General features: G+C 37.6%; 26 protein-coding genes. 24 read left to right on the forward strand and 2 right to left on the reverse strand.

The features are described from left to right. Positions 1-235 precede the first annotated feature (235 nt). The 3 genes from J2Z26_RS21150 (at position 236) to J2Z26_RS21160 (ending at position 2181) form a co-directional block, all read left to right on the forward strand. Positions 236-964, forward strand: coding sequence for a nucleotidyltransferase domain-containing protein (locus J2Z26_RS21150; RefSeq protein WP_193538691.1), 729 nt, complete (start codon positions 236-238; stop codon positions 962-964). Positions 965-1078: 114 nt separating this feature from the next. Continuing rightward, positions 1079-1420: a DUF952 domain-containing protein gene (locus tag J2Z26_RS21155; RefSeq protein ID WP_193538689.1), complete on the forward strand. Its 342-nt coding sequence runs from the start codon at positions 1079-1081 to the stop codon at positions 1418-1420. A gap of 530 nt (positions 1421-1950) precedes the next feature. Next, complete coding sequence (locus J2Z26_RS21160; protein WP_193538685.1) at positions 1951-2181, forward strand: hypothetical protein; 231 nt, start codon at positions 1951-1953, stop codon at positions 2179-2181. 49 nt (positions 2182-2230) lie between these two features. Here J2Z26_RS21160 and J2Z26_RS21165 read toward each other — a convergent pair whose 3' ends face one another. Together J2Z26_RS21165 and J2Z26_RS21170 are read right to left on the reverse strand one after the other, a co-directional pair. Beyond that, a complete protein-coding gene (locus J2Z26_RS21165; RefSeq protein WP_193538683.1) occupies positions 2231-2377 on the reverse strand; it encodes a hypothetical protein in 147 nt (48 codons plus the stop codon). A gap of 44 nt (positions 2378-2421) precedes the next feature. Then, on the reverse strand, positions 2422-2661 hold the full coding sequence (locus J2Z26_RS21170) for a hypothetical protein (protein ID WP_193538681.1): 240 nt from the start codon (positions 2659-2661) through the stop codon (positions 2422-2424). 104 nt (positions 2662-2765) lie between these two features. Here J2Z26_RS21170 and J2Z26_RS21175 point away from each other — a divergent pair, with 104 nt between their 5' ends. From J2Z26_RS21175 to J2Z26_RS21275, 21 genes are all read left to right on the forward strand, one after another. After that, entirely contained in the window at positions 2766-3254 is a 489-nt protein-coding gene (locus J2Z26_RS21175; RefSeq protein ID WP_193538679.1) for a hypothetical protein, read from the forward strand. Positions 3255-3355: 101 nt separating this feature from the next. Then, positions 3356-4843 carry an amidase gene (locus tag J2Z26_RS21180; protein ID WP_227413815.1) on the forward strand — a complete coding sequence of 496 codons (1488 nt, stop codon included), beginning with the start codon at positions 3356-3358 and terminating at the stop codon, positions 4841-4843. Positions 4844-5056: 213 nt separating this feature from the next. After that, positions 5057-5422, forward strand: coding sequence for a Na-translocating system protein MpsC family protein (locus J2Z26_RS21185; protein ID WP_193538677.1), 366 nt, complete (start codon positions 5057-5059; stop codon positions 5420-5422). Between the two features lie 132 nt (positions 5423-5554). Further along, positions 5555-6562, forward strand: a complete 1008-nt coding sequence (locus tag J2Z26_RS21190) for a sodium-dependent bicarbonate transport family permease (RefSeq protein ID WP_193538675.1) — start codon at positions 5555-5557, stop codon at positions 6560-6562. Between the two features lie 288 nt (positions 6563-6850). After that, positions 6851-7687: a polysaccharide deacetylase family protein gene (locus J2Z26_RS21195; RefSeq protein WP_193538673.1), complete on the forward strand. Its 837-nt coding sequence runs from the start codon at positions 6851-6853 to the stop codon at positions 7685-7687. Positions 7688-7812: 125 nt separating this feature from the next. Further along, positions 7813-8730: a CBASS cGAMP-activated phospholipase gene (locus J2Z26_RS21200; protein WP_193538671.1), complete on the forward strand. Its 918-nt coding sequence runs from the start codon at positions 7813-7815 to the stop codon at positions 8728-8730. 237 nt (positions 8731-8967) lie between these two features. Beyond that, the gene (paaA, locus tag J2Z26_RS21205; RefSeq protein WP_193538669.1) at positions 8968-9924 is read left to right on the forward strand and encodes a 1,2-phenylacetyl-CoA epoxidase subunit PaaA; all 957 of its coding nucleotides are present in this window, start codon (positions 8968-8970) and stop codon (positions 9922-9924) included. 22 nt (positions 9925-9946) lie between these two features. Then, positions 9947-10294 carry a 1,2-phenylacetyl-CoA epoxidase subunit PaaB gene (paaB, locus tag J2Z26_RS21210; RefSeq protein WP_193468317.1) on the forward strand — a complete coding sequence of 116 codons (348 nt, stop codon included), beginning with the start codon at positions 9947-9949 and terminating at the stop codon, positions 10292-10294. Beyond that, positions 10291-11085, forward strand: a complete 795-nt coding sequence (gene paaC, locus J2Z26_RS21215; protein WP_233459470.1) for a 1,2-phenylacetyl-CoA epoxidase subunit PaaC — start codon at positions 10291-10293, stop codon at positions 11083-11085. Before paaB ends, paaC begins: the two co-directional genes overlap by 4 nt. Before the next feature lie 27 nt (positions 11086-11112). Further along, on the forward strand, positions 11113-11607 hold the full coding sequence (paaD, locus tag J2Z26_RS21220; protein WP_193538665.1) for a 1,2-phenylacetyl-CoA epoxidase subunit PaaD: 495 nt from the start codon (positions 11113-11115) through the stop codon (positions 11605-11607). A gap of 79 nt (positions 11608-11686) precedes the next feature. Next, positions 11687-11995, forward strand: a complete 309-nt coding sequence (locus tag J2Z26_RS21225) for an EthD family reductase (RefSeq protein ID WP_193468312.1) — start codon at positions 11687-11689, stop codon at positions 11993-11995. After that, positions 11988-12767, forward strand: a complete 780-nt coding sequence (locus J2Z26_RS21230; protein WP_193538663.1) for an enoyl-CoA hydratase-related protein — start codon at positions 11988-11990, stop codon at positions 12765-12767. The genes J2Z26_RS21225 and J2Z26_RS21230 overlap by 8 nt, the downstream gene beginning before the upstream one ends. 15 nt (positions 12768-12782) lie before the next feature. Beyond that, positions 12783-13556, forward strand: coding sequence for an enoyl-CoA hydratase/isomerase family protein (locus tag J2Z26_RS21235; RefSeq protein ID WP_193538661.1), 774 nt, complete (start codon positions 12783-12785; stop codon positions 13554-13556). A gap of 21 nt (positions 13557-13577) precedes the next feature. Then, the gene (locus J2Z26_RS21240) at positions 13578-15095 is read left to right on the forward strand and encodes an aldehyde dehydrogenase family protein (RefSeq protein ID WP_193538659.1); all 1518 of its coding nucleotides are present in this window, start codon (positions 13578-13580) and stop codon (positions 15093-15095) included. Between the two features lie 71 nt (positions 15096-15166). Continuing rightward, the gene (locus J2Z26_RS21245; protein ID WP_193538657.1) at positions 15167-16033 is read left to right on the forward strand and encodes a 3-hydroxyacyl-CoA dehydrogenase; all 867 of its coding nucleotides are present in this window, start codon (positions 15167-15169) and stop codon (positions 16031-16033) included. Then, positions 16034-17242: a 3-oxoadipyl-CoA thiolase gene (locus J2Z26_RS21250; RefSeq protein ID WP_193538655.1), complete on the forward strand. Its 1209-nt coding sequence runs from the start codon at positions 16034-16036 to the stop codon at positions 17240-17242. It begins immediately after the preceding gene. A gap of 189 nt (positions 17243-17431) precedes the next feature. After that, on the forward strand, positions 17432-18307 hold the full coding sequence (paaX, locus tag J2Z26_RS21255; protein ID WP_193538653.1) for a phenylacetic acid degradation operon negative regulatory protein PaaX: 876 nt from the start codon (positions 17432-17434) through the stop codon (positions 18305-18307). Positions 18308-18390: 83 nt separating this feature from the next. Next, on the forward strand, positions 18391-19338 hold the full coding sequence (locus J2Z26_RS21260) for an NAD(P)H-dependent flavin oxidoreductase (RefSeq protein ID WP_193538651.1): 948 nt from the start codon (positions 18391-18393) through the stop codon (positions 19336-19338). Between the two features lie 469 nt (positions 19339-19807). Then, positions 19808-20797, forward strand: a complete 990-nt coding sequence (locus J2Z26_RS21265) for an ABC transporter substrate-binding protein (RefSeq protein WP_193538649.1) — start codon at positions 19808-19810, stop codon at positions 20795-20797. A 15-nt stretch (positions 20798-20812) separates the two neighbouring features. After that, positions 20813-21841, forward strand: a complete 1029-nt coding sequence (locus J2Z26_RS21270) for an ABC transporter permease (RefSeq protein ID WP_193538647.1) — start codon at positions 20813-20815, stop codon at positions 21839-21841. Beyond that, positions 21816-22610: an ABC transporter ATP-binding protein gene (locus J2Z26_RS21275; protein ID WP_193538645.1), complete on the forward strand. Its 795-nt coding sequence runs from the start codon at positions 21816-21818 to the stop codon at positions 22608-22610. Before J2Z26_RS21270 ends, J2Z26_RS21275 begins: the two co-directional genes overlap by 26 nt. Positions 22611-22858: the final 248 nt, after the last annotated feature.

A 22858-nucleotide genomic window follows, 5' to 3' on the forward strand; every position in this document is an offset into this window, starting at 1 on the left:
GTTTTAAATTATATAGGTGTATTACTAACTATAAGTTTGTTGCTTACCATTTTCACTGTCCCTTTATCACTTAATGATGAGTTAGAATTCTACTATAATACTGAATTACTATTAAAAGAGTATAAGCTTATTAATTTCATTGCTTTTAGTATTGGATCTGCAGTTATCTACTTTTTAGCAGTGAATATCTATTGTTTATGGTCAAAGCAAAATCGATAATAGAGGAGAGTTTAATGTGGGTGAGGAGAAGATCATTAATCCATTTCAAGCAGCAGAAATGTTTGTAAACATGTATTATCCTGATTGTAATGGAGCCTTGCTAGCGGGGAGTGTTGTAAGAGGGGAAGCTACGGATACATCAGATCTTGATATTATTGTGTTTGATAGCAAAATGGATTCTTCCTACAGGGAATCTAGCATTAAGTTTGGGTGGCATATCGAACTATTTGTACATAATTTAGACTCGTACAAATCCTTTTTTATAAGTGATTGTGAAAGAGCTAGACCTTCATTACCCAGGATGGTTTCAGAAGGTTTTGTTTTAAAGGATGATGGCATAATTAGCTCTATAAAGAATGAAGCATGCCTACTGTTAGAGAACGGTCCCGAAGAGTGGTCGTCAGACATCATAAGGATCAAACGCTATTTTATAACTGATACGTTGGATGACTTTATAGGAAGTGAACAACGAGCTGAAGAGATTTTTATAGCTGGAACACTCGCTGAAATGGTAAGTGAATTTGTATTAAGAACGAATAAGAACTGGATCGGTACATCTAAATGGATTTACCGGTCATTAAAGGAATATGATAAAGAGTTTGCAAAACGTTTTGTAGACGCTTTTGACTGTTATTATCAAACGGGTGAAAAACATAAAGTAATTCAAATCGTAGATAGTGTACTTGAACCCCATGGCGGAAGATTGTTTGAAGGGTTTTTACTAGGGAAGAAAAACAATAAGTAGTAAGCGACCTATGTAGGGTCGCTTTTTTGTGACTAAAATAGATTACTTATATGGTATAATTTACAAATATATTTTGTTGAAGCATTTAAATATCAATAGAAACGAGGTAAATAGATGATTTTACATATTTTAGAGGTAGATACATGGTTAAAGGCAAAAAATGAAGGGATGTACACCCCTTCAAGTCTTGAAGATGAAGGCTTTATCCATTGTTCTACAAAAGATCAGGTGTTAGAAGTAGCAAATTTTTTATATAAGGGACAGGAAAACTTAGTTTTACTATGCATTGACTCTATTAAAGTTAGAGCAGAAATTGTGTATGAGGATTTATATGAAACTGGAAAACTCTACCCACATATTTATGGTGGTATGAACGTTGACGCAGTTGCAAATGTCGTTCCATTCTTACCTAATAGTGATGGAACATTTAGACTACCTAAAGAATTAAAGGAATAAAACACATAATAATTTTTATTACAGGTGGAAGGAGTATTTATGCTTTTTATATAAATTATTCTTTTAGTATTCATCAGTATTGCCTGTTTTGTTGAAGGGACCAATGAACGTAAAGGGCTCAAATTAACAATAAGTATTCCCGTTGCATTCTTTCTTTCTTTTATTATGGAAGTTACAACAAGTTTATTGTTTGTAGATAATATTTCAGGCTTACCTCTTGTTTTGATATACTATTTTCTGCCTTTATTATCGTTTTCAGCTTTTCAACTTCTTTTATATGATATTAGATTGTTTGATAAATAATTGTTTGGGACGGAGGAGAGATCATTGTCAATAGAGTTGATTATTATCCTATGCTTGGTGTTTTTTGCTGCTCTCTATTTTACTATTAAAAGCAATCTCAAATGGTATTGATCAATCAAATGAAGTTAAGCTATTAAGAAGAGAGTTAGCTGAACTAAAAAAAGTAAAAGCGGAGGAACAAGGGAAACATTTTGTAAACACTAAGGCTTAATAAACGGGGGTTAAGTATGTATTTACTTTTGTCGATGGTGCTTAGCGCACTATTAGGTTTTGTTTTATTTATGATGGGACCGTTAGTAGGAGGTATAATTGCTTTTGGAATTGTAGTTGGCTGTATATTTAGAGGGCTATATCTTCTAACAGAGATACATAAGAAATTGTCTACGATCTCGCCTTCTAAAACTAGAGTTGATAAAGCGTATGAAGATTATCTAGAAAAACGAAATACCCAAAGTTAGAGGAAAAGATAGGCTGTTGTGATGACAGCCTGAACTCTCTATTTCATCCTTATCCTTTTTTACTTTTTGATTGATTAATTGAAACATTCTTTGGTCTTTTAGGGTAAGATGGTTTGTCGCCATCCTCGGGTCCTGTTAGATTATTTCTTTGATCAAGAACTTTTCCTGTAAATTCAACTGGGTTTTGCTCGGTCACCAACAATCACCTCCATTCACTAAGGTGGAACAAATCTTTGTCTTTCATTTATACCTTTTTTTAGCAATTTTATAGAAGAGTAATGAAAATAGTCCCGTAATAGTTATTGCTATATAAGTTAATGTATTATTATGTGAAATTCTTTGGGAAACAACATCTCCTCTATTCAGTAATCTCCAAAAAATTGCATTATCATTATTTTTAACAACCTTTACAGCAGTAAAAAAACCAAATATATAACCAGGGAACAGAAAAATAAAAACGAGAATATCCATTGTATTCATTGAAAGCCTCCTAGTTATTTTTTAGTATCCTATTTTTGAAAAATAAAATACATCTTCGAAACTTTTTAGAGCAAACTATTGCTTAAAAGGTGGTGAGCGGTTTTATGAATACAAATAGATGGTTATTGCTCGGGGCATTGATATTACCATGGCTCTCTATACCTATTCTAGGAAAGAAATATATTAAACGATTTTTACCTGCAACAATTTTTATTACTACATTTGTACATTTTGAAGGTCTTTTTGCCGAGAAACGTAAATGGTGGTGGTTTTTTGAGAGACTACATCCGAAAATGAACGGAATGACTCCTTTCCTTTTGGGACCTTTTACGGTGGGAACTTTGTGGATAATGCGCTTCACCTTTGGCAATTTTTTTCTATATATAGTAACGAACTTCCTTGTTCACTTAGCTTTTGTGTTTCCACTTATGAATTGGCTTACGAAAATTGGGATTGGTTCACTTATTAGATTTAACCGAATGCAGCTTTTAGCCTTATTTACGTTTAAAGCTGCAATGTTATATGGATTCCAGATGCTTGTGGAGAAAATAAAGAATATTGGTCAAGATACTAACCAGTCAATCAACAACTGAATAGTTACTTAAACCCAGGGCCTGTTACAGGTCCATTTTTATTGATTTCAGAATATTCTTTTAAGTATACTGTAGATAATATGAAAACGGAGATGATAAAAATGGGGATTCCCTATAATGATTATGATGCACTCGGGTTGGCCGAGCTTGTTAAAAACAAAGAAGTTAAGCCAGTTGAACTAGTGGAAGAATCAATTAGAATAATTGAACTCCATAATCCAGATCTTAATGCAGTTATTAATAAGATGTATGAGCAAGCTAGACAAACAGCGGCAGCAACTAATCTAAACGGACCATTTGCAGGAGTTCCGATGTTATTAAAGGACATAACCCAAGAGATGAAAGGTGAAAAAATTACTGCAGGTTCTAAAGCTTTACAAGGGTACATAGCGAAACAGGATACTGAATATATCAATAGATTAAGAAAAGCGGGTCTCCTTTTTGTAGGACAAACAAATGTACCTGAATTTGCGTTAATGGGTATTACAGAGCCTAAACAGTATGGACCAACAAGGAATCCCTGGAATACAGATTATACACCTGGTGGTTCAAGTGGTGGGTCGGCTGCAGCGGTGGCATCAGGTATGGTACCCTTAGCAGGAGCAAATGATGGTGGAGGCTCTATACGAATTCCAGGTGCATACTGTGGATTGTTTGGTCTAAAGCCTACAAGAGGAAGAACACCAGTTGGTCCAAATACTGGTAGAAACTGGCAAGGTGCTTCTGTTGACCATGTTCTAACAAAGTCGGTTCGAGATAGTGCTGCAATCCTTGATGTACTAAAAATTCATGAAAAAGGAGCAGCATATCATGCACCTTCTTTTGATGGGAGTTACCTAGATGTAGTAACTACACCTATGTCCAAAGGCTTAACCTTTGCTTTTTCTCTAAAATCTCCATTAGAAGCCAATGTACATCCAGAATGTAAAGAAGCTGTTCTTAAGACAGTAAAATTACTTGAGTCTTTAGGTCATAATGTCGAAGAAAAGGAAGCACCAGTTGATGGCTATAAAATAATAAAAAGTTATTTGACCTTATATTTTGGAGAGGTAGCGGCTTCAATAGCTTCACTTGAGGATGTTTTAGGTCGAAAAGCCAAGCAGTTAGATGTTGAACCTTCTACTTGGCTACTTGGTTTACTTGGCAAAGCAACGAGTGCTGAAGAATTTGTCCTTGGATTAAGAGAATGGGATATTGCAGCGTTCCAGATGGAGGAATTTCATTCTAAATATGATTTCTATATAACCCCGACAACAGCTTTTCCTCCAGCAAAAATTGGTGAGCTCGAGCCTAAGTCATTGGAAAAATTATTGATAAATGTTGTTGGTAAAATAGGTTCTGGAAATCTTTTGAAAAAAGCAGGAATCGTAGATCAAATTGCTAAAACCAGTCTCATGAGAACACCGTTTACCCAGCTTGCGAATTTAACAGGTCAACCAGCAATGAGTGTTCCTATGCATGTAACGAAGGATGGACTTCCATGTGGCGTCCAATTCATTGCTGCCCGTGGTAAAGAAGATATATTATTTCAATTAGCAAGTGAATTGGAACAAACGGAACATTGGTCAACATCAAAAGAGAGGCAATAAGCAAGCGTGGGGGAAGAAATTATTGACGTTTTTAACTAAGCACGATAAAGTATAATTAGATGTTTATTACCTTGGCAAAACTGTTTTGTGAAATGACTTTAGCATTCGGTTAATAACATATATTGGCTTGAATGAAAAAGTAATCAAGTGATAAATTAGAAAGTTTGGTATATTTATAAACTCGTAGGAAATACATTACTTTTGAGGAGAATTATGAATAAATCCAAGGGGTATATCGAATCAGAAATTAGCAAAGCGATAACACAGTGGGAAAAAGACTTTCTTGGTCGTGGATCGGTTTCCGTAAAGTCTGATATTTTACGTGACATGATTATCATATGCTTAAAAGGAATTCTAACTCCGGCTGAATATTCTGTATGTGAAACCAAAGAGGGAATATTAACCATTAAGAAAACTCGCTCAGAATTAGTTGAATCTGGCATTGATGATTTAAAACAAATTATTCTATCATGTACTGGAAAAGAAGTAACTAGTTTCCATACAGATATTAGCACTCATTCGGGTGAACGAATCATGGTATTTAAATTATGTAGCGATTTAGAGAAAGATTTTACATAAGGGAGATCCTCAAAAAACCGATTAGGTTAGTTGAGAATAAACCGACGATATTTGAGATTGGTAGATTTTTGCCGTCCGAATATTGTCGGTTTTTATTTTTTATTGCAAGAAAATAGTGTTTAGGAGGTAAAAATGACTGAAATCATTGTTGATAATTTACTCTCACCTGTTGTTTTATTTTTTGTTTTAGGGTTAGTAGCAGCAATCTTTAAATCTGACCTTAAATTTCCAAGTGCTCTAAGTGAGGCTTTAAGTATTTACCTATTAATTGCAATTGGTATAAAAGGAGGAATTGAACTTTCACATTATTCCATTGATACGGTTTTAGCACCAATTGGTGGTGCGTTAATTCTTGGAGTTGCAATCCCTTTAATCACACTCTTTATTATGAGAATTATCAAGGTAGATCTAGAAAATTCAATAGGATTAGCAGCTACCTATGGATCAATAAGTATAGTCACCTATGGTGCTGCTCTCTCTTTTCTTGAGAAAAATGGAACAATGTATGAAGGGTTTATGAACGCGATTGTTGTTTTAATGGAGAGTCCTGCCATCTTAGTATCATTACTAATTTTAAACATAGTTAAAAATAAGAGTGAGGTAACTTCGCTTTCTTCTCGTAGTGTTGGTTTTATGCCTGAGTCTTTCAATTTAATTGATAAAGAGGTACTAAGAGAAAGTATTTTTGGTAAAAGCATCGTACTGTTAGTCGGTAGTTTATTAATAGGTGTCATCCTTGGAGAACGTGCAGTACCGATGGTGAAGCCATTATTTATGGATTTGTACAATAGTGTATTGATTCTGTTTCTATTGAATATGGGACTAGTCGCAGGACAACGACTACCTGAAGTGAAAAAATATGGTGTTAAGTTAGTGTTATTCGGGTTGCTTTCACCACTATTATTCGGGAGCTTAGGTGTCATCGTGGGTAGTTTTGTTGGATTATCAATCGGGGGAATTACTTTAATGGGTGTCTTGGCTGGTAGTGCATCCTATATTGCGGCACCTGCTGCACTTAAAACATCTGTTCCAGAAGCAAACCCGTCGATTTATTTAGGTCTAGCTTTAGGTGTTACATTCCCATTCAATCTTATTATTGGGATCCCTATCTATTTTGAATTAGCTAAATGGATTCAATGAAGAGGGATAACAACTAGTATCAGTATACTTGTATTACTTTAGCTTTGTATTCGGACTAGAATAGGCAAGGTTTTGTGGAACTAGTCCGAATAACAGATGTATTCGGACTAGTATACGGAAACCTCCGTTCAACTTGTCCGAAAAAACCTATGTCCCCCTATATAACCGTTAATCGCCCATTAATCAGAATTACCACAACCTTACACCGAAAATATTTTTTCTACCATAAGGATAAAATTGGCTCCACTTTCAGAAAATAATAGATATAACTTGGAAGGGGATTCGGACATGATTAAGAAATTCGCTTTTCTTGCTTTTATTGGACTTTGCTTAAATGGTTTTTTCACAATTGATGCAAATGCTACAAATGTTGATGAGTTTGAAAGTATTCCAGTTCAACAGATACCAGAAGATTTTCCGCAATTAGAGGGTGGCCCTGAAACGACTGAAAGAGTAAGGTATCCAGTTTCGAACATCGTGCTCCAGCAAAGGTATCCTGAGACGATTGTGTTAAGTGGTCCGTCTACAGAAAAGAGAGTAGCCTTAACTTTTGATGATGGGCCAGATCCACGATTTACAGGACAAGTGTTAGATGTGCTAAATCAGTATAACGTAGATGCTACATTTTTTGTAATGGGTGCTAGAGCTGAGACTTATCCGGACCTAGTGAAAAGAATGATTAATGAAGAACATATCGTTGGAAACCATACATATTGGCACCCAAATCTCGTTGACCAGGCAAGCGTTGCTGCTCTTGAAAGAGAAGTGAATCAAACAGAGGAAATCCTTGAAAACTTGATTGGGTATCGCACAAAACTTTTTCGGGCACCTTATGGATTTTTATACAACGAGTTGGTGGAAAAGTTAAGGGATATGAACTATACCGTTGTCGGATGGTCAGTCGATTCTTTAGACTGGCAGGAAGAACCACCTACGGTAATTGCCAACACAGTGACGAGTCAGGTTCAACCGGGTTCGATTATTTTAATGCATGATGGTGGGGAATGGGATGCAAATCGAACTCCAACAATACAAGCTTTACAACAAATTATCCCAACTCTAAAGGAACAAGGGTATGAATTTGTTACAGTACCAGAGCTTTTAGATATTCCCTATAAAAAGTAAGATCACAAAAAGACCAAGTCCACTAGTGATTTGGTTTTTTAGCTTTATAAAAGATAAGGCTTTATGTCTTAAAACAATCAGATTGGCTAGACTAAATATAAAGATAGAAAATATGGGTGAAGTAAATGAAAATGTTATGTATAGATGGTGGAGGAATTAGAGGGGTATTTGCAATCACTATCCTAAAAGCTTTGGAAGAAAAGTATAACAAGCCGGTGGCCGATTTATTCGATGTTATCGCTGGCACGAGTACTGGTTCAATTATTGCTGCTTCTGTCTCGATGAAAATTCCAATGGACGAAGTTTTGGAAAACTACAAAAAATTTGGTCGTAAGATATTCATCCGTCAGGCTAAAGTGGGACTATTTAAAAGTGTATATAGTGATAGGTTTTTAAGAAGATACTTAAAGAAGTCGTTTAAAGACATAAAGCTTTCTGAAGTCGAAACACCAATTCTTATTCCGGCCGTTGATGTCACACATGGTCGGCCATATGTCCATAGAACCATGAAAAACGCTGAAGAGAAAGATGATTTGTCAATCGAGCTTTGGGATGCAGTGTTGTCATCCTGTTCAGCCCCAGTTTATTTTCCGCCGAATAATGTTGATAATCGTTTTTTATCAATAGATGGAGGATTATGGGCAAACAACCCTTCATTGGTTTGTATAACGGAGGCATTAAAACATTATAAGAAGTCAATGGAGGATATTAGGATCCTTTCTGTCGGTACAGGCAAACAAACCATTGATTTTACAATCCAAGAAGAAAAAAATTGGGGTGTGAAACAGTGGCTTCCATTTGACTTTCCATCAATGAAGGTTACACCTAAGTTGCTAGATCTCGCCCTTCATCTATCATCCGAGTCAATCAGTTATCAATGTAAGCACTTACTTGGTTCTAATTATCTTCGTATTAACAAAGAGCTTGGTGAAGAAATTCCTTTTGATGAGATTTCATCAATGGATGAACTTATCAATTTAGGATCAGACGTATTTATAGAGCAAGAGAATGAAATAACGGGTTTTTTAGACAGAGTACAATGAAAAACGTTGTGCTCTTTTTATAATTTTCAGAAAAATGGTTTGACTTTTTACCATTAACACGTTATCTTTGTGTTAAACGTATAACAAAAATATTAAATGACGATAAATAAACGTTATATAAATATAATCCTAAATATTTTTTATAAAAATAACTACTGTTTACGATTATATTGCATAATCTGTAACAAACTTAACATTATCGTGTTGTTTTCGTCATAAATAATGGAGGTGGAGTTTATGTCAGAAGTGATGTCTTTTGATCAGTTAACTGAGAAAGAGAAGATGCAGAGATTCATGGAGCGAATTGAAGCTGGAGAAAAGATTGAAGCTGAAGATTGGATGCCTGATGAATATCGACTTACATTAATAAAATTAATTTCAATGCACGGAATCAGCGAAATTATGGGAGCGCTTCCAGAAAAGGAATGGGTACCTAAAGCACCTAGCTTAAAAAGGAAGCTAGGGATTATGGCAAAAGTTCAGGATGAAATGGGTCATGGTCAACTTTTACTTCGAGTCACTGAAGATCTTATGAAACCACTTGGTAAAACGAGAGAAGATATTATGAATGATCTTTTTTCAGGAGATTTAAAGTTTCATAATGTGTTTCATATGGAAGCGCCATCCTGGGCAGATGCAGGAATCATTGGCTGGCTAGTAGATGGAGCTGCAATTATTACGCAAACAAATATGCTTGATGCGTCTTATGGACCTTATGCTAGAGCGCTTAAGCGAATTTGTGCAGAGGAAGTTTTCCACGCACAACACGGTGAGTCTATCATTCTAGCATTGGCTGAAGGAACAGAGGAACAAAAACAAATGCTTCAAGTTGCACTAGACCGTTGGTGGGAAGCGTTATTAATGTTCTTTGGGCCTGGAGATTCTTCAACAACAGGCACATCTAAACAGGATATAACGATTAAATATCAAATCCGTACAAAAACAAATGAAGAGCTGAGACAGGATTTCTTCTCTAAGTATATTCCGAGAGTTCTTTCACTTGGGTTAACGTTACCAGATGACACAATGCACTATGATGAAAAACAGGAATTGTGGATTTATAAACAACCTGATTGGAACCGTTTTAAGCAAATTATAAAAAACAATGGTCCAAAATCAAAGGACCGCTTAGAGCTTCGTAAGGTTACGTACCACACAAATAAATGGGTTCATGAGGCACTAAGCAATAGTTAAATAAATGTAAGGAGGTATGACCATGGGTAGTGAAGGCTTCTTCCAGGAGTTCGAGGTCTTTAGTAAAAGAACAGATACATCACCGCTTCAATACCAATTTTCACTATTAGCTCCTAATCAAGAAATTGCCCTTGTTTTGGCACAAGAAAATTTCATGCGTAGGGAGCCTGTTTCAGATATTTGGGTAGTGAAACGTTCTGATATTCGAAAAATGACGTTGGATGAGCGGATGACACTTAGCCGTCTAGATAATAAAGATTATCGAACAACAAAAGGATATGGATATCTAAAGAAAAAGTGGCGTCACTATGAGCAAGGAATGCTAGATGAACAAGAAATCTTTTCATGGGGAGGGAAGCAAAAGAAATGACAGCGAACAACGACTTACAATTCTTATCTGAATTACTCTTTCAGTTAGCCGATGATGACTTTATTATCTCATACCGTGGATCAGAGTGGCTAGGACTTGCTCCCCATATAGAGGAGGATGTTGCATTTTCTTCGATTAGCCAAGATACGATGGGTCATGCTGCAATGTTCTATCAACTACTAGAAGATATCGGGGTAGGAAAAGTAGATGACCTGGCACATTCCCGTACCTCAACAGAAAGAAAAAATGCAGTGCTCTTAGAACTGGTTAACGGTCCAGGAAATTACCTAAGACAACCTCAATATGATTGGGCATTTGCGGTTGTACGTAACTATTTTTATACCCAAGCAAAAAAAATTCGAGTTGAATCACTAAAGACATCTTCATACCAGCCATTAGCAGATGTTGCTGTAAAGGTGAATATGGAGCTTTACTATCATCTATTACATTGGAAAACATGGTTTACACAATTAATGATGGCAGGGGGAGACGCAAGAACTCGAATGGAAAAAGCAGTACAGACTGTTGTAGCGGACTTTGAGGGTATGCTAACACTCGGTCCTAAAGGAAAAGAAATGGCAGAGCTCGGTTTTATTGATACTGAAGAGGTACTAAAAACTCGTACGATAAACGCAATGAAGCCAATCTTTGAATCTATTAATCTAGATTTCCCTAGTACCTTTGAAATGAAGAATGGCAATGGAAGAATCGGTCAGCATACGGCTGACTTAGACGATGCCTTATCAACATTAAGTGAGGTTTACAATATCAATCCTGTTGCAACTTGGTAAGGAAATCACTTTAAAAGGATGGATGCTATGGTGACAGACATTAATAAGCAAGTAATCGTGGAAGCACTACATAGTGTTAAGGATCCTGAAATTGATTCTATTTCCATCATTGACCTTGGAATGGTAGAAGGAATAGAACAAGATGGTCATACAGTAACCATTCAACTACTTCCGACTTTCATGGGTTGCCCTGCACTGGACATTATAAAGAAAAATGTGATCACAGCACTGAAAGCATTAGATAAGAATTTGAGTATAAATGTCCAATTCATTTATTCACCACCATGGACCTCTGATCGAGTTACCGAAGAGGGACGTGAACGTTTGAAAGAATTTGGCATCGCACCTCCTCCACGTCAATTGGACGAAAACGGAGGCTGGGCCGTGAATTGCCCATACTGTGACTCCGTCTACACAACAATGGAAAACCTATTTGGCCCTACAGCATGTCGCAGCATTCTATACTGCAAAGGCTGTAAAAACCCATTCGAAGCAATGAAACCTGTTTCAACAATGATGTAATAAATTAGGAAAAGAAGCTATATTCCTTTAACGTATAGCTTTTTATAATACAAACCAAACACTAAGGAGATGGATTTAAATGGTAAAATTGATCGCATTATATAAGCACCCTGAAAACAAAGAGGCATTCAACGAGCACTACTTTAACGTACACGCTCCACTAACAGCAAAAATTCCAGGACTACGCAAAATGGAAGTAACAAAAGTGGTTGGAAGCCCAATGGGTGGAGAAGGCAAATACTACCTAATGTGTGAAATGTACTATGACAGCCACGAAGCACTACAAACAGCAATGAGAACAGACGAAGGAAAAGCTTCTGGTAAAGATGCAATGAAATTTGCTGGCGACCTAATCACATTAATGATTGGTGAGGAACTAGATGCTTAAAACTTTCGAACATATCGTTACATCTACTAATGGACGTCTCGGTATGATTGCATTGAATCGCCCAAAGGTGCTAAATGCAATAAATCGAAAAATGGTATCAGAAATTTTAGAAGCTATGGAAGGCTTTGATCGTGATAACGAGATAAGAGTCATTGTGTTATCAGGTAATGGTCGTGCTTTTGCTGCTGGTGCAGATATTGATGAGATGATGGATGACTCTTCCATTGATTTGGAGCTATTGAATCAATTTACAGATTGGGATAGATTAGCTCAAATCAAAAAGCCGATTGTTGGTGCAGTTCAAGGGTTTGCCCTAGGTGGCGGGTTTGAGCTTGCACTATGCTGTGATCTATTATTTGCTTCAAATGATGCAGAGTTCGGATTTCCTGAGGTGAATTTAGGTGTGATGCCAGGAGCTGGCGGAACTGTTCGATTAACAAAGCTTGTGGGAAAAACGAAAGCGATGGAATGGCTTTTCACAGGGAAACGAGTTTCTGCTGAAGAAGCACTCCATTATGGAATCATAAATCGAATCGTAGCTCCCGAATTACTTGAAGAGGAAACCGTTAAGTTCGCAAACACAATTGCGAATCAAGCACCTCTTTCTATTCGACTAATGAAAGAATCAGTTCTAAAAGCAATTGATTATTCACTTTATGAGGGAATGCAGTTTGAAAGAAAGAACTTTTCTCTCTTATTCTCTTCAAATGATCAACGTGAAGGTATGAATGCCTTCAAAGAAAAAAGAAGACCAAATTTTTCAGGGAACTAAAGGGAGGTACATAGGATGTTTGAAACAATTAAGTATGAGGTCAAAAACAGCATTGCCTGGCTAACCCTTTCTAGACCTGATAAATTAAATGCATTTACAGAGCAACTGAATAAAGAGGTACAAAAAGCACTAAAGTTAGCTTCGAATGACCAAGAAGTTCGTACGATTGTGATAACGGGAGAAGGTCGTGCATTTTGTTCAGGTGAGGATTTGGCTGGAGTAAATGACGATATGGACCATGGTGAGGTATTACGTAAGAGATATAACCCGATGTTACTTGAACTGGATAAATGTGAAAAACCAATTGTTGCCGCATTAAATGGAGTAGCAGCGGGGGCAGGTATGAGTCTAGCACTCGCTTGTGATTTTAGAATTGCTTCTGATAAAGCGAGTCTTGTTCAAGCCTTTATCCATGTTGGGCTAATTCCTGACGCAGGGAACCTCTACTATTTACCTCGTATAATCGGTCATGCGAAAGCATTAGAGCTTGCTGTCTTTGGTGAAAGTATCAAAGCTGAGGATGCTCTGAAATTAGGCCTTGTTACAAAGGTCATTCCATCAGATGAGTGGGAAACTGGAGTAGAAGAGTTTGCAAGTCGACTTGCTGCTATGCCTACAAAAGCAATTGGGTTAATTAAACGAAACTTAAAAGCTAGCTGGCACTTAGATCTTCCTGGATTTTTAGAAAAAGATGCAGAAGGTCAGCGAATCGCTGGTTTAAGTAATGACCATAAAGAGGGAATCCAAGCTTTTATGGAAAAAAGAAAGCCTGTCTTTAACGGAAACTAATAAAAGAAGGAGTTGGATGCTTTGTCTACAGTAAAAGAACAAAAACTAGAGCTATTAGAAATGAAACGATCGCATTATTCATTAATCATTAATGGTGAACGTGCAGAAAGTGCTTCTGGTGAAACGTTTACAACCTATAACCCTGCAACAGGTGAAGCAGTTGCTACTGTTTCCAAAGCTTCTATTGAAGATGCACAGCGTGCTGTTGAGGCTGCAAGAAATGCTTTTGATCATGGTAAATGGAGACATTTCCCTGTTAATAAACGTCAACGTACGTTAAATAAAATTGCTGGGATTATGAGATCTCGTTTTAATGAATTAGTAGAATTAGAGATTTTAGATACTGGTAAATCTTTAGCTGCAGCGCAAGGTCAAGTAATGCAAGCGATCGAAGACTTTGAATTTTATGCCGGTGCAATCGTTGCTCATCGCGGGGCAGTTAATACAATGCCTGGAGCATTCCAAAACATTACAGAAAAAGAGCCAGTAGGTGTATGTGCGCAAATCATTCCTTGGAATTATCCATTAATGATGGCTGCATGGAAAGTAGCACCAGCGATTGCAGCAGGATGTTCAATCGTAGTTAAGCCTGCTAGCTTAACTCCACTGACAGCTATTGTGCTTGGGGAAATTTGCATTGAGGCAGGTGTACCTGCTGGAGTCGTTAACGTGATTCCAGGAGCTGGTGCAGAGGTAGGTAACTATTTAGTAGAACATGAGAATGTAGATAAAGTTGCATTTACAGGGTCAACTGAAATTGGAAAAGACATCATGGCAAAAGCTTCACAAACATTAAAACGTGTGACACTTGAGCTAGGTGGTAAATCACCGAGTATCGTGTTTGACGATGCTGACATTGATGCTGCAGTAGACGGCTCATTATTCGGTATTTTCTATAATACGGGACAGTCTTGTGAAGCACGCTCAAGATTATATATTCATGAGAATGTATACGATGAGTTCATGGAAAAGTTTGTTGAGAAAACAAAGAAATTAAAGCTTGGCAATCCTTTTGAAAAAGAAACACATGTTGGTGCAATCATCAATCGTGGTCAGCTTGAAGTAATTGATGGCTATGTTAAATCAGCCATTGCAGATGGTGCAACGGTTGTAGCTGGTGGAAAAGAAGCGCAAGTAGAAGGCTTTGAAAATGGCTTCTGGTATGAGCCTACCATTATTACAAATGTGAATCATGAGATGAAATCCGTTCAAGAGGAAATCTTTGGTCCAGTTGTAGTCGTTATGAAGTTCTCTGATGAAAAAGAAGCTGTTAAGTTAGCAAATGATAGCAAATACGGTTTAGGTTCTGCGATTTGGACGAAAGATTATGGTCGTGCAACAAGAGTTGGAAAACAGATTGAAGCAGGTATCGTCATGATTAACTGCCCATTCTCTGCATTCCCAGGTACACCATTTGGAGGCTATAAGCAGTCAGGTTTTGGACGTGAGTTATGTATTGAAACACTTGATTTATATACAGAAACCAAGAGTCTCATTTCCTACTATGGTAGCCGACCATTAAATCCATTTGGTATCTAGTTAAAAAAAGCGAGGTTGACAAAGCAGTAACTAGTCAACCTCGTTTTACTTCAATAAAGGAGGTTAATAGAATGGTTAAAACAATCGTAGTTATTGGCTCTGGTGTTATGGGCCGTGGCATTGCTTATGTTAGTGCTGTCGGTGGTTTTGATACAGTTTTAATTGATATCGAAGAAAAACAGCTAAAAGCAGCAGAGAATGAGATTACTAGTATTTTTAATAAAGGTCTAGCCCGTGGAAAGATCACTGCCCAACAAATGGAAGCTGCCAAAGGACGCTTATCTTACTCAAACTTCCTTGCTCAACACGTATCTTATGCAGACCTTGTCATTGAGGCAGTTCCTGAAAAAATTGAAATCAAAAAGACCATTTTTGAAGTCATAGATCAGCATGCTCCGGACCATTGCTATTTCGCGACAAATACATCGACAATGAGTCCAACTGAAATTGGATCTTTTACTAAGCGACCGGAAAAAGTGATTGCTATGCACTTTTTTAATCCAGTACATAAAATGCCTCTCGTTGAAATCGTTCGCGGCCTTGAAACAAATGATGACACGGCCAACGTGATAAGGCAGGTTGCAGAAACAATGGGTAAGGAAACTGTTGTTGTAAATGAGTTTCCTGGCTTTGTTACAAGTCGTATCAGTGCTTTAGTAGGAAATGAAGCTTTTTATATGCTTCAAGAAGGTGTAGGGACAGCAGAAGAAATCGATAAAGCGATCAAACTAGGCTTGAATTATCCTATGGGGCCATTTGAGCTTGGAGATCTTGTGGGCCTAGATACTAGATTAAACAACTTGAAATACCTTCATGAAAAGCTTGGGGAAAAGTACCGACCTGCACCGCTCTTAGAGCAATATGTTAAAGCAGGCAGACTTGGCAGAAAAACAGGTCGAGGGGTCTTTGACTATACAAGCAAGGAAGTGAATATATAAATGAAGGAAGTCGTTATTGTTGATGCCGTTCGTACGCCAATAGGGCGCTATAATGGGTCCTTAAAAAATATCCGACCAGACGATCTAGGTGCAGTTGTTATAAAGGCAATAGTGGAACGTAATCCACAAGTGGACCCAAGAGAAATTGAGGAAGTTGTGTTTGGAAATGCAAACCAAGCTGGTGAAGATAACCGAAATGTGGCGCGAATGTCGGCTTTACTCGCGGGCTTACCAGTAGAGGTAGCGGCAACGACCATTAACCGATTATGTGGTTCCGGTCTTGATTCAGTCAATTACGCTGCAAGAGCGATTGCTGTGGGTGAGGGTGATATTTTTATTGCTGGTGGAACCGAAAGTATGACTCGTGCTCCATTTGTCATGGCAAAGCCGACGAAAGATTTTCCAAGAGGAAATATGGAAATGTTTGATACAACGATTGGCTGGCGATTTATCAACAACCAATTGGCTGAAATGTATGGAACAGATAGCATGCCCCAAACCGCTGAAAATGTCGCAAAACAATATAATCTCTCTAGAGAAGAACAAGATTATTTTGCTTACCAAAGTCAGCTTAAAGCTCGAGATGCAATGGAATCTGGTCGATTAAATGATGAAATTGTTCCAGTCTCTTATAAAGATCGTAAAGGGAATGAAGTTGTTGTTGAGATGGATGAACATCCACGTCCTGAAACTACTGTTGAAACTCTGGCCAAACTAAAGCCTTTATTTAAGGATGGTACAGTCACCGCAGGGAATGCCTCTGGTGTAAATGACGGTGCATCAGCTCTTCTATTAATGAGTGCTGACAAAGCAAAGGAACTAGGTATTAAGCCACTTGCTTCCTACGTTGTTTCTGCCACGGCTGGGCTAGAACCATCCATTATGGGAATTGGTCCAATTTTTGCAACTCGAAAGGCTCTAGAGCGAGCAGGCTTATCGACAAGTGATCTTGATTTGATTGAGCTTAACGAGGCTTTTGCTTCGCAGTCACTTGCTTGTATGAGAGATCTAGAATTAGATGCAGTAAAGGTGAATGTGAACGGTGGCGCGATAGCCTTTGGACATCCATTAGGGGCTAGTGGAGCTCGTATTCTAACAACCTTGATTTATGAGATGAAGAGAAGGTCAAGTACCTATGGACTTGCGACAATGTGTGTTGGTGTAGGTCAAGGTATTGCAACGATTGTTAAAAACATAGATTCTAAGTAGTAGAGAGCTGTGATTTGAATCTTTGGGGAGTTTATAATTTTATTTTAATCCATAGAGATTCTACCTCTCTATGGACTTTTTTCATTATTTCAAAAAAATAATTTTGCATGTAAAGCATAATCTAGTAAAATATACGAATAACGTTATTTTTGCGTAATACGTGTAGATTGAAGTGAGGATGAAGCCAAAGTGAATACTAGATCAATGATTTTTACATTATATGGAGATTATATTTCGCATTATGGTAGTAAAATTTGGATTGGAAGTTTGATTAGGCTCTTAAATGAATTTGGTCACAATGATCAATCTGTAAGAGCAGCCATTTCCAGAATGAATAAACAGGGCTGGGTCCAAGCCGATAAGATTGGCAATAAGAGTTACTACTCATTAACACCACGTGGTCAAAAGAGGATTGAAGAAGCTGCCAAAAGGATTTTTAAATTGAAGCCAGAGCAGTGGGATGGAAAATGGAGAATGCTCATGTATACCATTCCAGAGGAAATACGCAATGTGAGAGACGAACTTAGAAAAGAACTAGTTTGGAGCGGCTTTGGAACAATGTCAAACAGCTGCTGGATTTCAGCAAATAATCTTGAAAAACAAGTGTATGATTTAATCGATAAATATGAAATCTCTTCATACGTTGATTTCTTTATTGCTGAATATAGTGGTCCTCATGAAAACCTACGACTCGTCGAGAAAAGCTGGGATCTTCAGGATATCAATGCTAAATATCAAGAATTTATCACTGAGTATAGCCAAAAGTATATCATTGATAAAAATAAGATCGCTAAAGGGAATATGACAGATGCAGAATGCTTTGTAGAACGAACGAAGCTAGTGCATGAGTATCGCAAATTCCTTTTCGTTGATCCAGGGTTACCGGAAGAGCTATTGCCTAGTCAGTGGTTAGGTAACCATGCTGCTTCATTATTTGGAGAGTATTACAAGGAGCTCGCCAAGCCTGCGTCAAGATTTTTTGAAAGTGTTTTTAAAGATGGAAACGAGATAACAGATAAAGACCATGATTATAATGCAATGGATCACCCATATATCATAGAGTAAAAAGATAGTCATCAGTCTGATGACTTTTTCTTTACATAAGTATTGAAATTACTATAACATTAATTTTACGAGGGGTGAAAAGAGTGAATAGGTTAACGAATTTATTAGAGATAGATTACCCAATTCTCCAAGGTGGTATGGGAAATATCAGCAATGCAATATTAACGTCTGCTGTATCTAATGCTGGTGGTTTAGGTACAATTGGGGCAGGAACTATGAGCCCAGAAGAAGTTGAACAAATCATCATAGACACAAAAGACAGAACAGGTAAACCTTTTGCAGTTAATGTGGCCATAAGTGTATCCCCTAATGTGCGTGAAGTTCTTAAGTTAGTGATCAAGCATAATGTAAAAATCGTTTCACTATCTGCTGGTAACCCTGCTCCGTTTATTCAAAAGCTAAAGGAGCATGGTGTTAAAGTCATTACGGTGGTAGCTTCTGTTAAGCAAGCTAGAAAAGCAGAAGAGGCTGGTGCCGATGTTCTTGTAGCTGAAGGATATGAGGCTGCAGGAATTAATTCAAATCTCGAAACTACCACTCTTACGCTGATCCCACAAATCGTAAGCCAAGTGGACATTCCAGTTGTCGCCGCAGGTGGAATCGGAGATGGTAAAGGATTGGCTGCCATGCTCGCACTAGGAGCATGTGGTATCCAAATGGGTACTAGATTCATAGCTACTGCTGAAGCACCATTTCATGAAGAATACAAGAAACAGTTACTTCTTGCACAGGACGATGGAACAGTGATTGTTGGAAGATCCGTCGGTAGAATACGCAGAGTTCTCAAAACCGGCTATGCACAAACACTACTAGACCATGAAACTAAAGGAATAACATTAGACGAATTTAATCAACTCACAACAGAAGACTACCACAAAATCGGTGCCCTACAAGGAAAAGGCGACCAAGGCTTCATGAACGGAGGACAAATATCAGGCCTCTTATCAGACATCCCAACCGTCCAAGAACTACTAGACCGCATGATGAGAGAAGCCAAGGAACAAATTAAAAAAGTTAATAGTTATTTATAATATAAATTGCACACTGTTAAAATTAGTTAACGGTGTGTTTTTATTTTTTTAACTATGGTTGGCAAAAAGGTGATGTCAAAAAACTTTAGTATAAATGGGAGTAAAAACTACGAGACTCCTGCGGGATGAAAGCGTCATCGGGAGACCCCGCAGGCGCAGAGCACCTAGGAGGCTCCCGGACCGCCCGCGGAAAGAGAGTAGTTTTTACTCCCATTTATTTTTTATACTAATGTTATTTTTATGATGAGGTTGTCATAAAAAACAGAATCTAGCATATATTTATCGAAATTTATTAAATTTTTGGAATATTATTGACTATTAATCAAGTAAAATGATAATATAACGTTATATTTACGGTGCTTATAGTAAATATCATATATTGTAACCGGTTACAAAGGTTTCCCAACTTACTAATTTAACTATATTAGTAAGTTTTTTAAAAAATAATAAATAAACGAGGGGGATTTACATGAAAAAACCTATGAAAGTAGCTTCATCACTTTTACTAGCAGGAATGCTAGCATTGACTGGCTGTAGTAGCCAATCATCAGGTGATGGCGAGTATGTAATTGGTCTTACCCAATTTGCTGAACATCCATCATTAGACGCCGCAACAGAAGGATTCAAGAAAGCACTTGAAGACCAAGGCTTTAAAGAAGGGGAAAATGTTACATACGATTTCCAAAATGCACAGGCTGACATGAACAATACAGCTACAATTGCCAACAACTTTGTAGGTGATAAAGTAGACTTAATTTTTGCAAATGCTACACCAAGTGCGACAGCTGCATTAAATGCTACAAGAGAGATTCCAATTATTTTCACTTCAGTTACAGACCCTGTAGGAGCTGGCCTAGTTGAGGCTTTTGACAAGCCTGGAGAAAATATTACTGGTACAACAGATAATCACCCTGATGCTACAGCAAATACAATCAATTTCATTACAAATGAAGTTGGCGCTAAATCAATTGGTGTTATTTATAACTCTGGTGAGCAAAATTCAGTTGTTCAAGTTGATCAAGTAGAAAAGTTAGCCGGTAATAATGGTGCTTCCATCGTTAAGGTTTCTGTTTCTACTTCTGCTGAAGTTAAACAAGCGGCAGAATCTTTGATTGGACGCGTTGATGCCATTTATATTCCTACCGACAATACAGTTGTTTCTGCATTAGATGTTGTTATTTCAGTTGCGAATGAAAAGAAACTTCCTTTATTCGTTGGTGAATTAGATTCTATGAAAAAAGGTGCAGTAGCAGCAAGTGGTTTCAGTTACTTTGACCTTGGCTACCAATCTGGTTTAATGGCTGCGAAAATTTTAAAAGGTGAGAAGAAACCTTCAGAAATTAATGTTGAATTACCAGATAGCATGAAGCTTATGATTAATACTAAAGCTGCAGAGGCACAGGGATTAGAAGTGGATTCTGAGTGGGAAAAACTAGGGGAGTTCTTTGACGGAGAATAGAGAGGATGGTTCTTAGTGTTTACAGCGATATTCGGAGCATTTGAATCAGGAATCATCTATGCGATTATGGCGATAGGTGTTTACTTATCCTTTCGTGTGCTTGACTTTCCAGATTTAACAGTTGACGGAAGCTTTGTAACAGGTGCAGCTGTTGCAGCAACGTTAATTGTAAGTGGGGTTAATCCATTTACAGCTACAATGCTCGCATTAGTTGTAGGCTTTATTGCCGGCTGTATTACTGGAATTATTCATACAGTAGGAAAAATCAATGCTCTTCTTTCCGGTATTTTGATGATGATTGCACTTTATTCTATTAATCTTAGAATAATGGGTAAGTCAAATGTATCTCTATTAAATACCGATACGATGTTTACGCAGGTTAGAGAAGCATGGGAAAAAACAGGAATTGATGCATTTTTTAATCAGATTTTAACCTTAGTAGGATTGGGTGATAGTTTACCAAGAACATGGGGAATTTTGATCTTTATGATTGTGGTAACCTTATTACTGAAATTCCTAATTGACCGTTTTTTAAAAACAGAGATTGGCTTAGCCATCCGTGCAACGGGTGATAATCAGCGTATGATTCGAAGTCTTTCAGCTAATACCAATATGATGGTAATCGTAGGGCTTGGACTCTCCAATGCCATGGTTGCTTTTTCAGGAGCTTTAATTGCACAGCAAGGCGGCTTCGCAGATGTTGGTATGGGGATAGGTATGATTATCATTGGTCTAGCGTCTGTTATTATTGGGGAAGCATTGTTTGGGACAAAAACAATTGCTAGAACTACATTAGCTGTTATTGGTGGAGCGATTATTTATCGAATTGTGGTTACACTAGCGCTTAGGGTTGATTTCCTTGAGCCGGGTGACATGAAACTAATCACTGCAACCATCGTAATTTTAGCACTTGTTATGCCTAAATTCCTTGCACATTCCCGTGATAAAAAACGAAAAGCTAAGAAACAATCAGAAGCCTTGAAATTTGCGGCTGCTACTTCCGAAAGGGGGGAATCAAATGCTGCATTTAAATCAGATTCATAAAGTGTTTAATGAGGGCACACCTGATGAGAAGATAGCACTTGATTGGACGAATTTAACTCTTAAACGAGGGGATTTTGTCACGATAATTGGAAGTAATGGTGCTGGCAAGTCGACGTTAATGAATGTGATATCAGGAGTATTAACGCCGGATGTTGGTAATGTCGTAATTGACGGTAAAGATGTAACCTCAATGTCGGAATACAAACGAGCTAAACTAATAGGCAGGGTCTTCCAGGATCCGATGGCTGGGACAGCTCCAAATATGACGATTGAAGAGAATTTGGCCATGGCTTACTCCCGAAATAAACAAAGGACACTAAGAATAGGTGTTACCAAAAAAAGAAAAGAATATTTCAAGGAAGTATTAGAATCTCTACATCTAGGTCTAGAAAACCGTTTGTATGCAAAAGTTGGCTTATTATCTGGTGGTGAAAGGCAGGCACTTTCCTTATTAATGGCGACATTTACCGAGCCTGCCATTCTATTATTAGATGAACATACTGCTGCACTGGATCCATCAAGGGCAGAGTTAATCACCAATCTAACAAAAGAGATTGTTGAAAAATATGGACTCACAACCCTAATGGTTACCCATAACATGCAACAAGCCCTAGACCTAGGCAATCGCCTAATCATGATGGACAAAGGCCAAATCATTCTAGAAGTAGAAGAAAACAAGAAAAAAGACCTAACCATCGAAAAGCTACTAAACGAATTCCAGCGAATTCGTGGAACAAAAATGACAAACGACCGTGCACTACTGTCATAGTATGATTTGAAAAGGGATTAATTAGGGAACTAGTTAATCCCTTTTTATTATTGTTAAATTAAACTGGTTTATTAGACCTGAAAGGATAAAAACAGCCTAGTAGAGGTCGCATAAATGATTTAATGTGACCTCATCAGAGCTATTTAAGTAAGTTGAGGTCACATAAACGAATTTATGAGCCCTCAATATGAGGTTTCGGGCGAAATGAGGTCACATAAACGGATTTATGAGCCCTCAATATGAGGTTT

Source organism: Cytobacillus luteolus, from assembly GCF_017873715.1.
GTDB lineage: Bacteria > Bacillota > Bacilli > Bacillales > Bacillaceae_L > Bacillus_BV > Bacillus_BV luteola.

Bases quoted from the DNA above. Each gene is read 5' to 3' on its own strand.
- J2Z26_RS21175 (WP_193538679.1), top strand. From the start codon at position 2,766: ATGAATACAAATAGATGGTTATTGCTCGGGGCATTGATATTACCATGG.
- J2Z26_RS21265 (WP_193538649.1), top strand. From the start codon at position 19,808: ATGAAAAAACCTATGAAAGTAGCTTCATCACTTTTACTAGCAGGAATG.
- J2Z26_RS21160 (WP_193538685.1), top strand. From the start codon at position 1,951: ATGTATTTACTTTTGTCGATGGTGCTTAGCGCACTATTAGGTTTTGTT.
- J2Z26_RS21200 (WP_193538671.1), top strand. From the start codon at position 7,813: ATGAAAATGTTATGTATAGATGGTGGAGGAATTAGAGGGGTATTTGCA.
- J2Z26_RS21180 (WP_227413815.1), top strand. From the start codon at position 3,356: ATGGGGATTCCCTATAATGATTATGATGCACTCGGGTTGGCCGAGCTT.
- J2Z26_RS21245 (WP_193538657.1), top strand. From the start codon at position 15,167: ATGGTTAAAACAATCGTAGTTATTGGCTCTGGTGTTATGGGCCGTGGC.
- J2Z26_RS21155 (WP_193538689.1), top strand. From the start codon at position 1,079: ATGATTTTACATATTTTAGAGGTAGATACATGGTTAAAGGCAAAAAAT.
- paaB (WP_193468317.1), top strand. From the start codon at position 9,947: ATGGGTAGTGAAGGCTTCTTCCAGGAGTTCGAGGTCTTTAGTAAAAGA.
- J2Z26_RS21275 (WP_193538645.1), top strand. From the start codon at position 21,816: ATGCTGCATTTAAATCAGATTCATAAAGTGTTTAATGAGGGCACACCT.
- J2Z26_RS21185 (WP_193538677.1), top strand. From the start codon at position 5,057: ATGAATAAATCCAAGGGGTATATCGAATCAGAAATTAGCAAAGCGATA.
- paaA (WP_193538669.1), top strand. From the start codon at position 8,968: ATGTCAGAAGTGATGTCTTTTGATCAGTTAACTGAGAAAGAGAAGATG.
- J2Z26_RS21225 (WP_193468312.1), top strand. From the start codon at position 11,687: ATGGTAAAATTGATCGCATTATATAAGCACCCTGAAAACAAAGAGGCA.
- J2Z26_RS21170 (WP_193538681.1), bottom strand. From the start codon at position 2,661: ATGAATACAATGGATATTCTCGTTTTTATTTTTCTGTTCCCTGGTTAT.
- paaC (WP_233459470.1), top strand. From the start codon at position 10,291: ATGACAGCGAACAACGACTTACAATTCTTATCTGAATTACTCTTTCAG.
- J2Z26_RS21250 (WP_193538655.1), top strand. From the start codon at position 16,034: ATGAAGGAAGTCGTTATTGTTGATGCCGTTCGTACGCCAATAGGGCGC.
- J2Z26_RS21235 (WP_193538661.1), top strand. From the start codon at position 12,783: ATGTTTGAAACAATTAAGTATGAGGTCAAAAACAGCATTGCCTGGCTA.
- J2Z26_RS21190 (WP_193538675.1), top strand. From the start codon at position 5,555: ATGACTGAAATCATTGTTGATAATTTACTCTCACCTGTTGTTTTATTT.
- paaD (WP_193538665.1), top strand. From the start codon at position 11,113: ATGGTGACAGACATTAATAAGCAAGTAATCGTGGAAGCACTACATAGT.
- J2Z26_RS21195 (WP_193538673.1), top strand. From the start codon at position 6,851: ATGATTAAGAAATTCGCTTTTCTTGCTTTTATTGGACTTTGCTTAAAT.
- J2Z26_RS21230 (WP_193538663.1), top strand. From the start codon at position 11,988: ATGCTTAAAACTTTCGAACATATCGTTACATCTACTAATGGACGTCTC.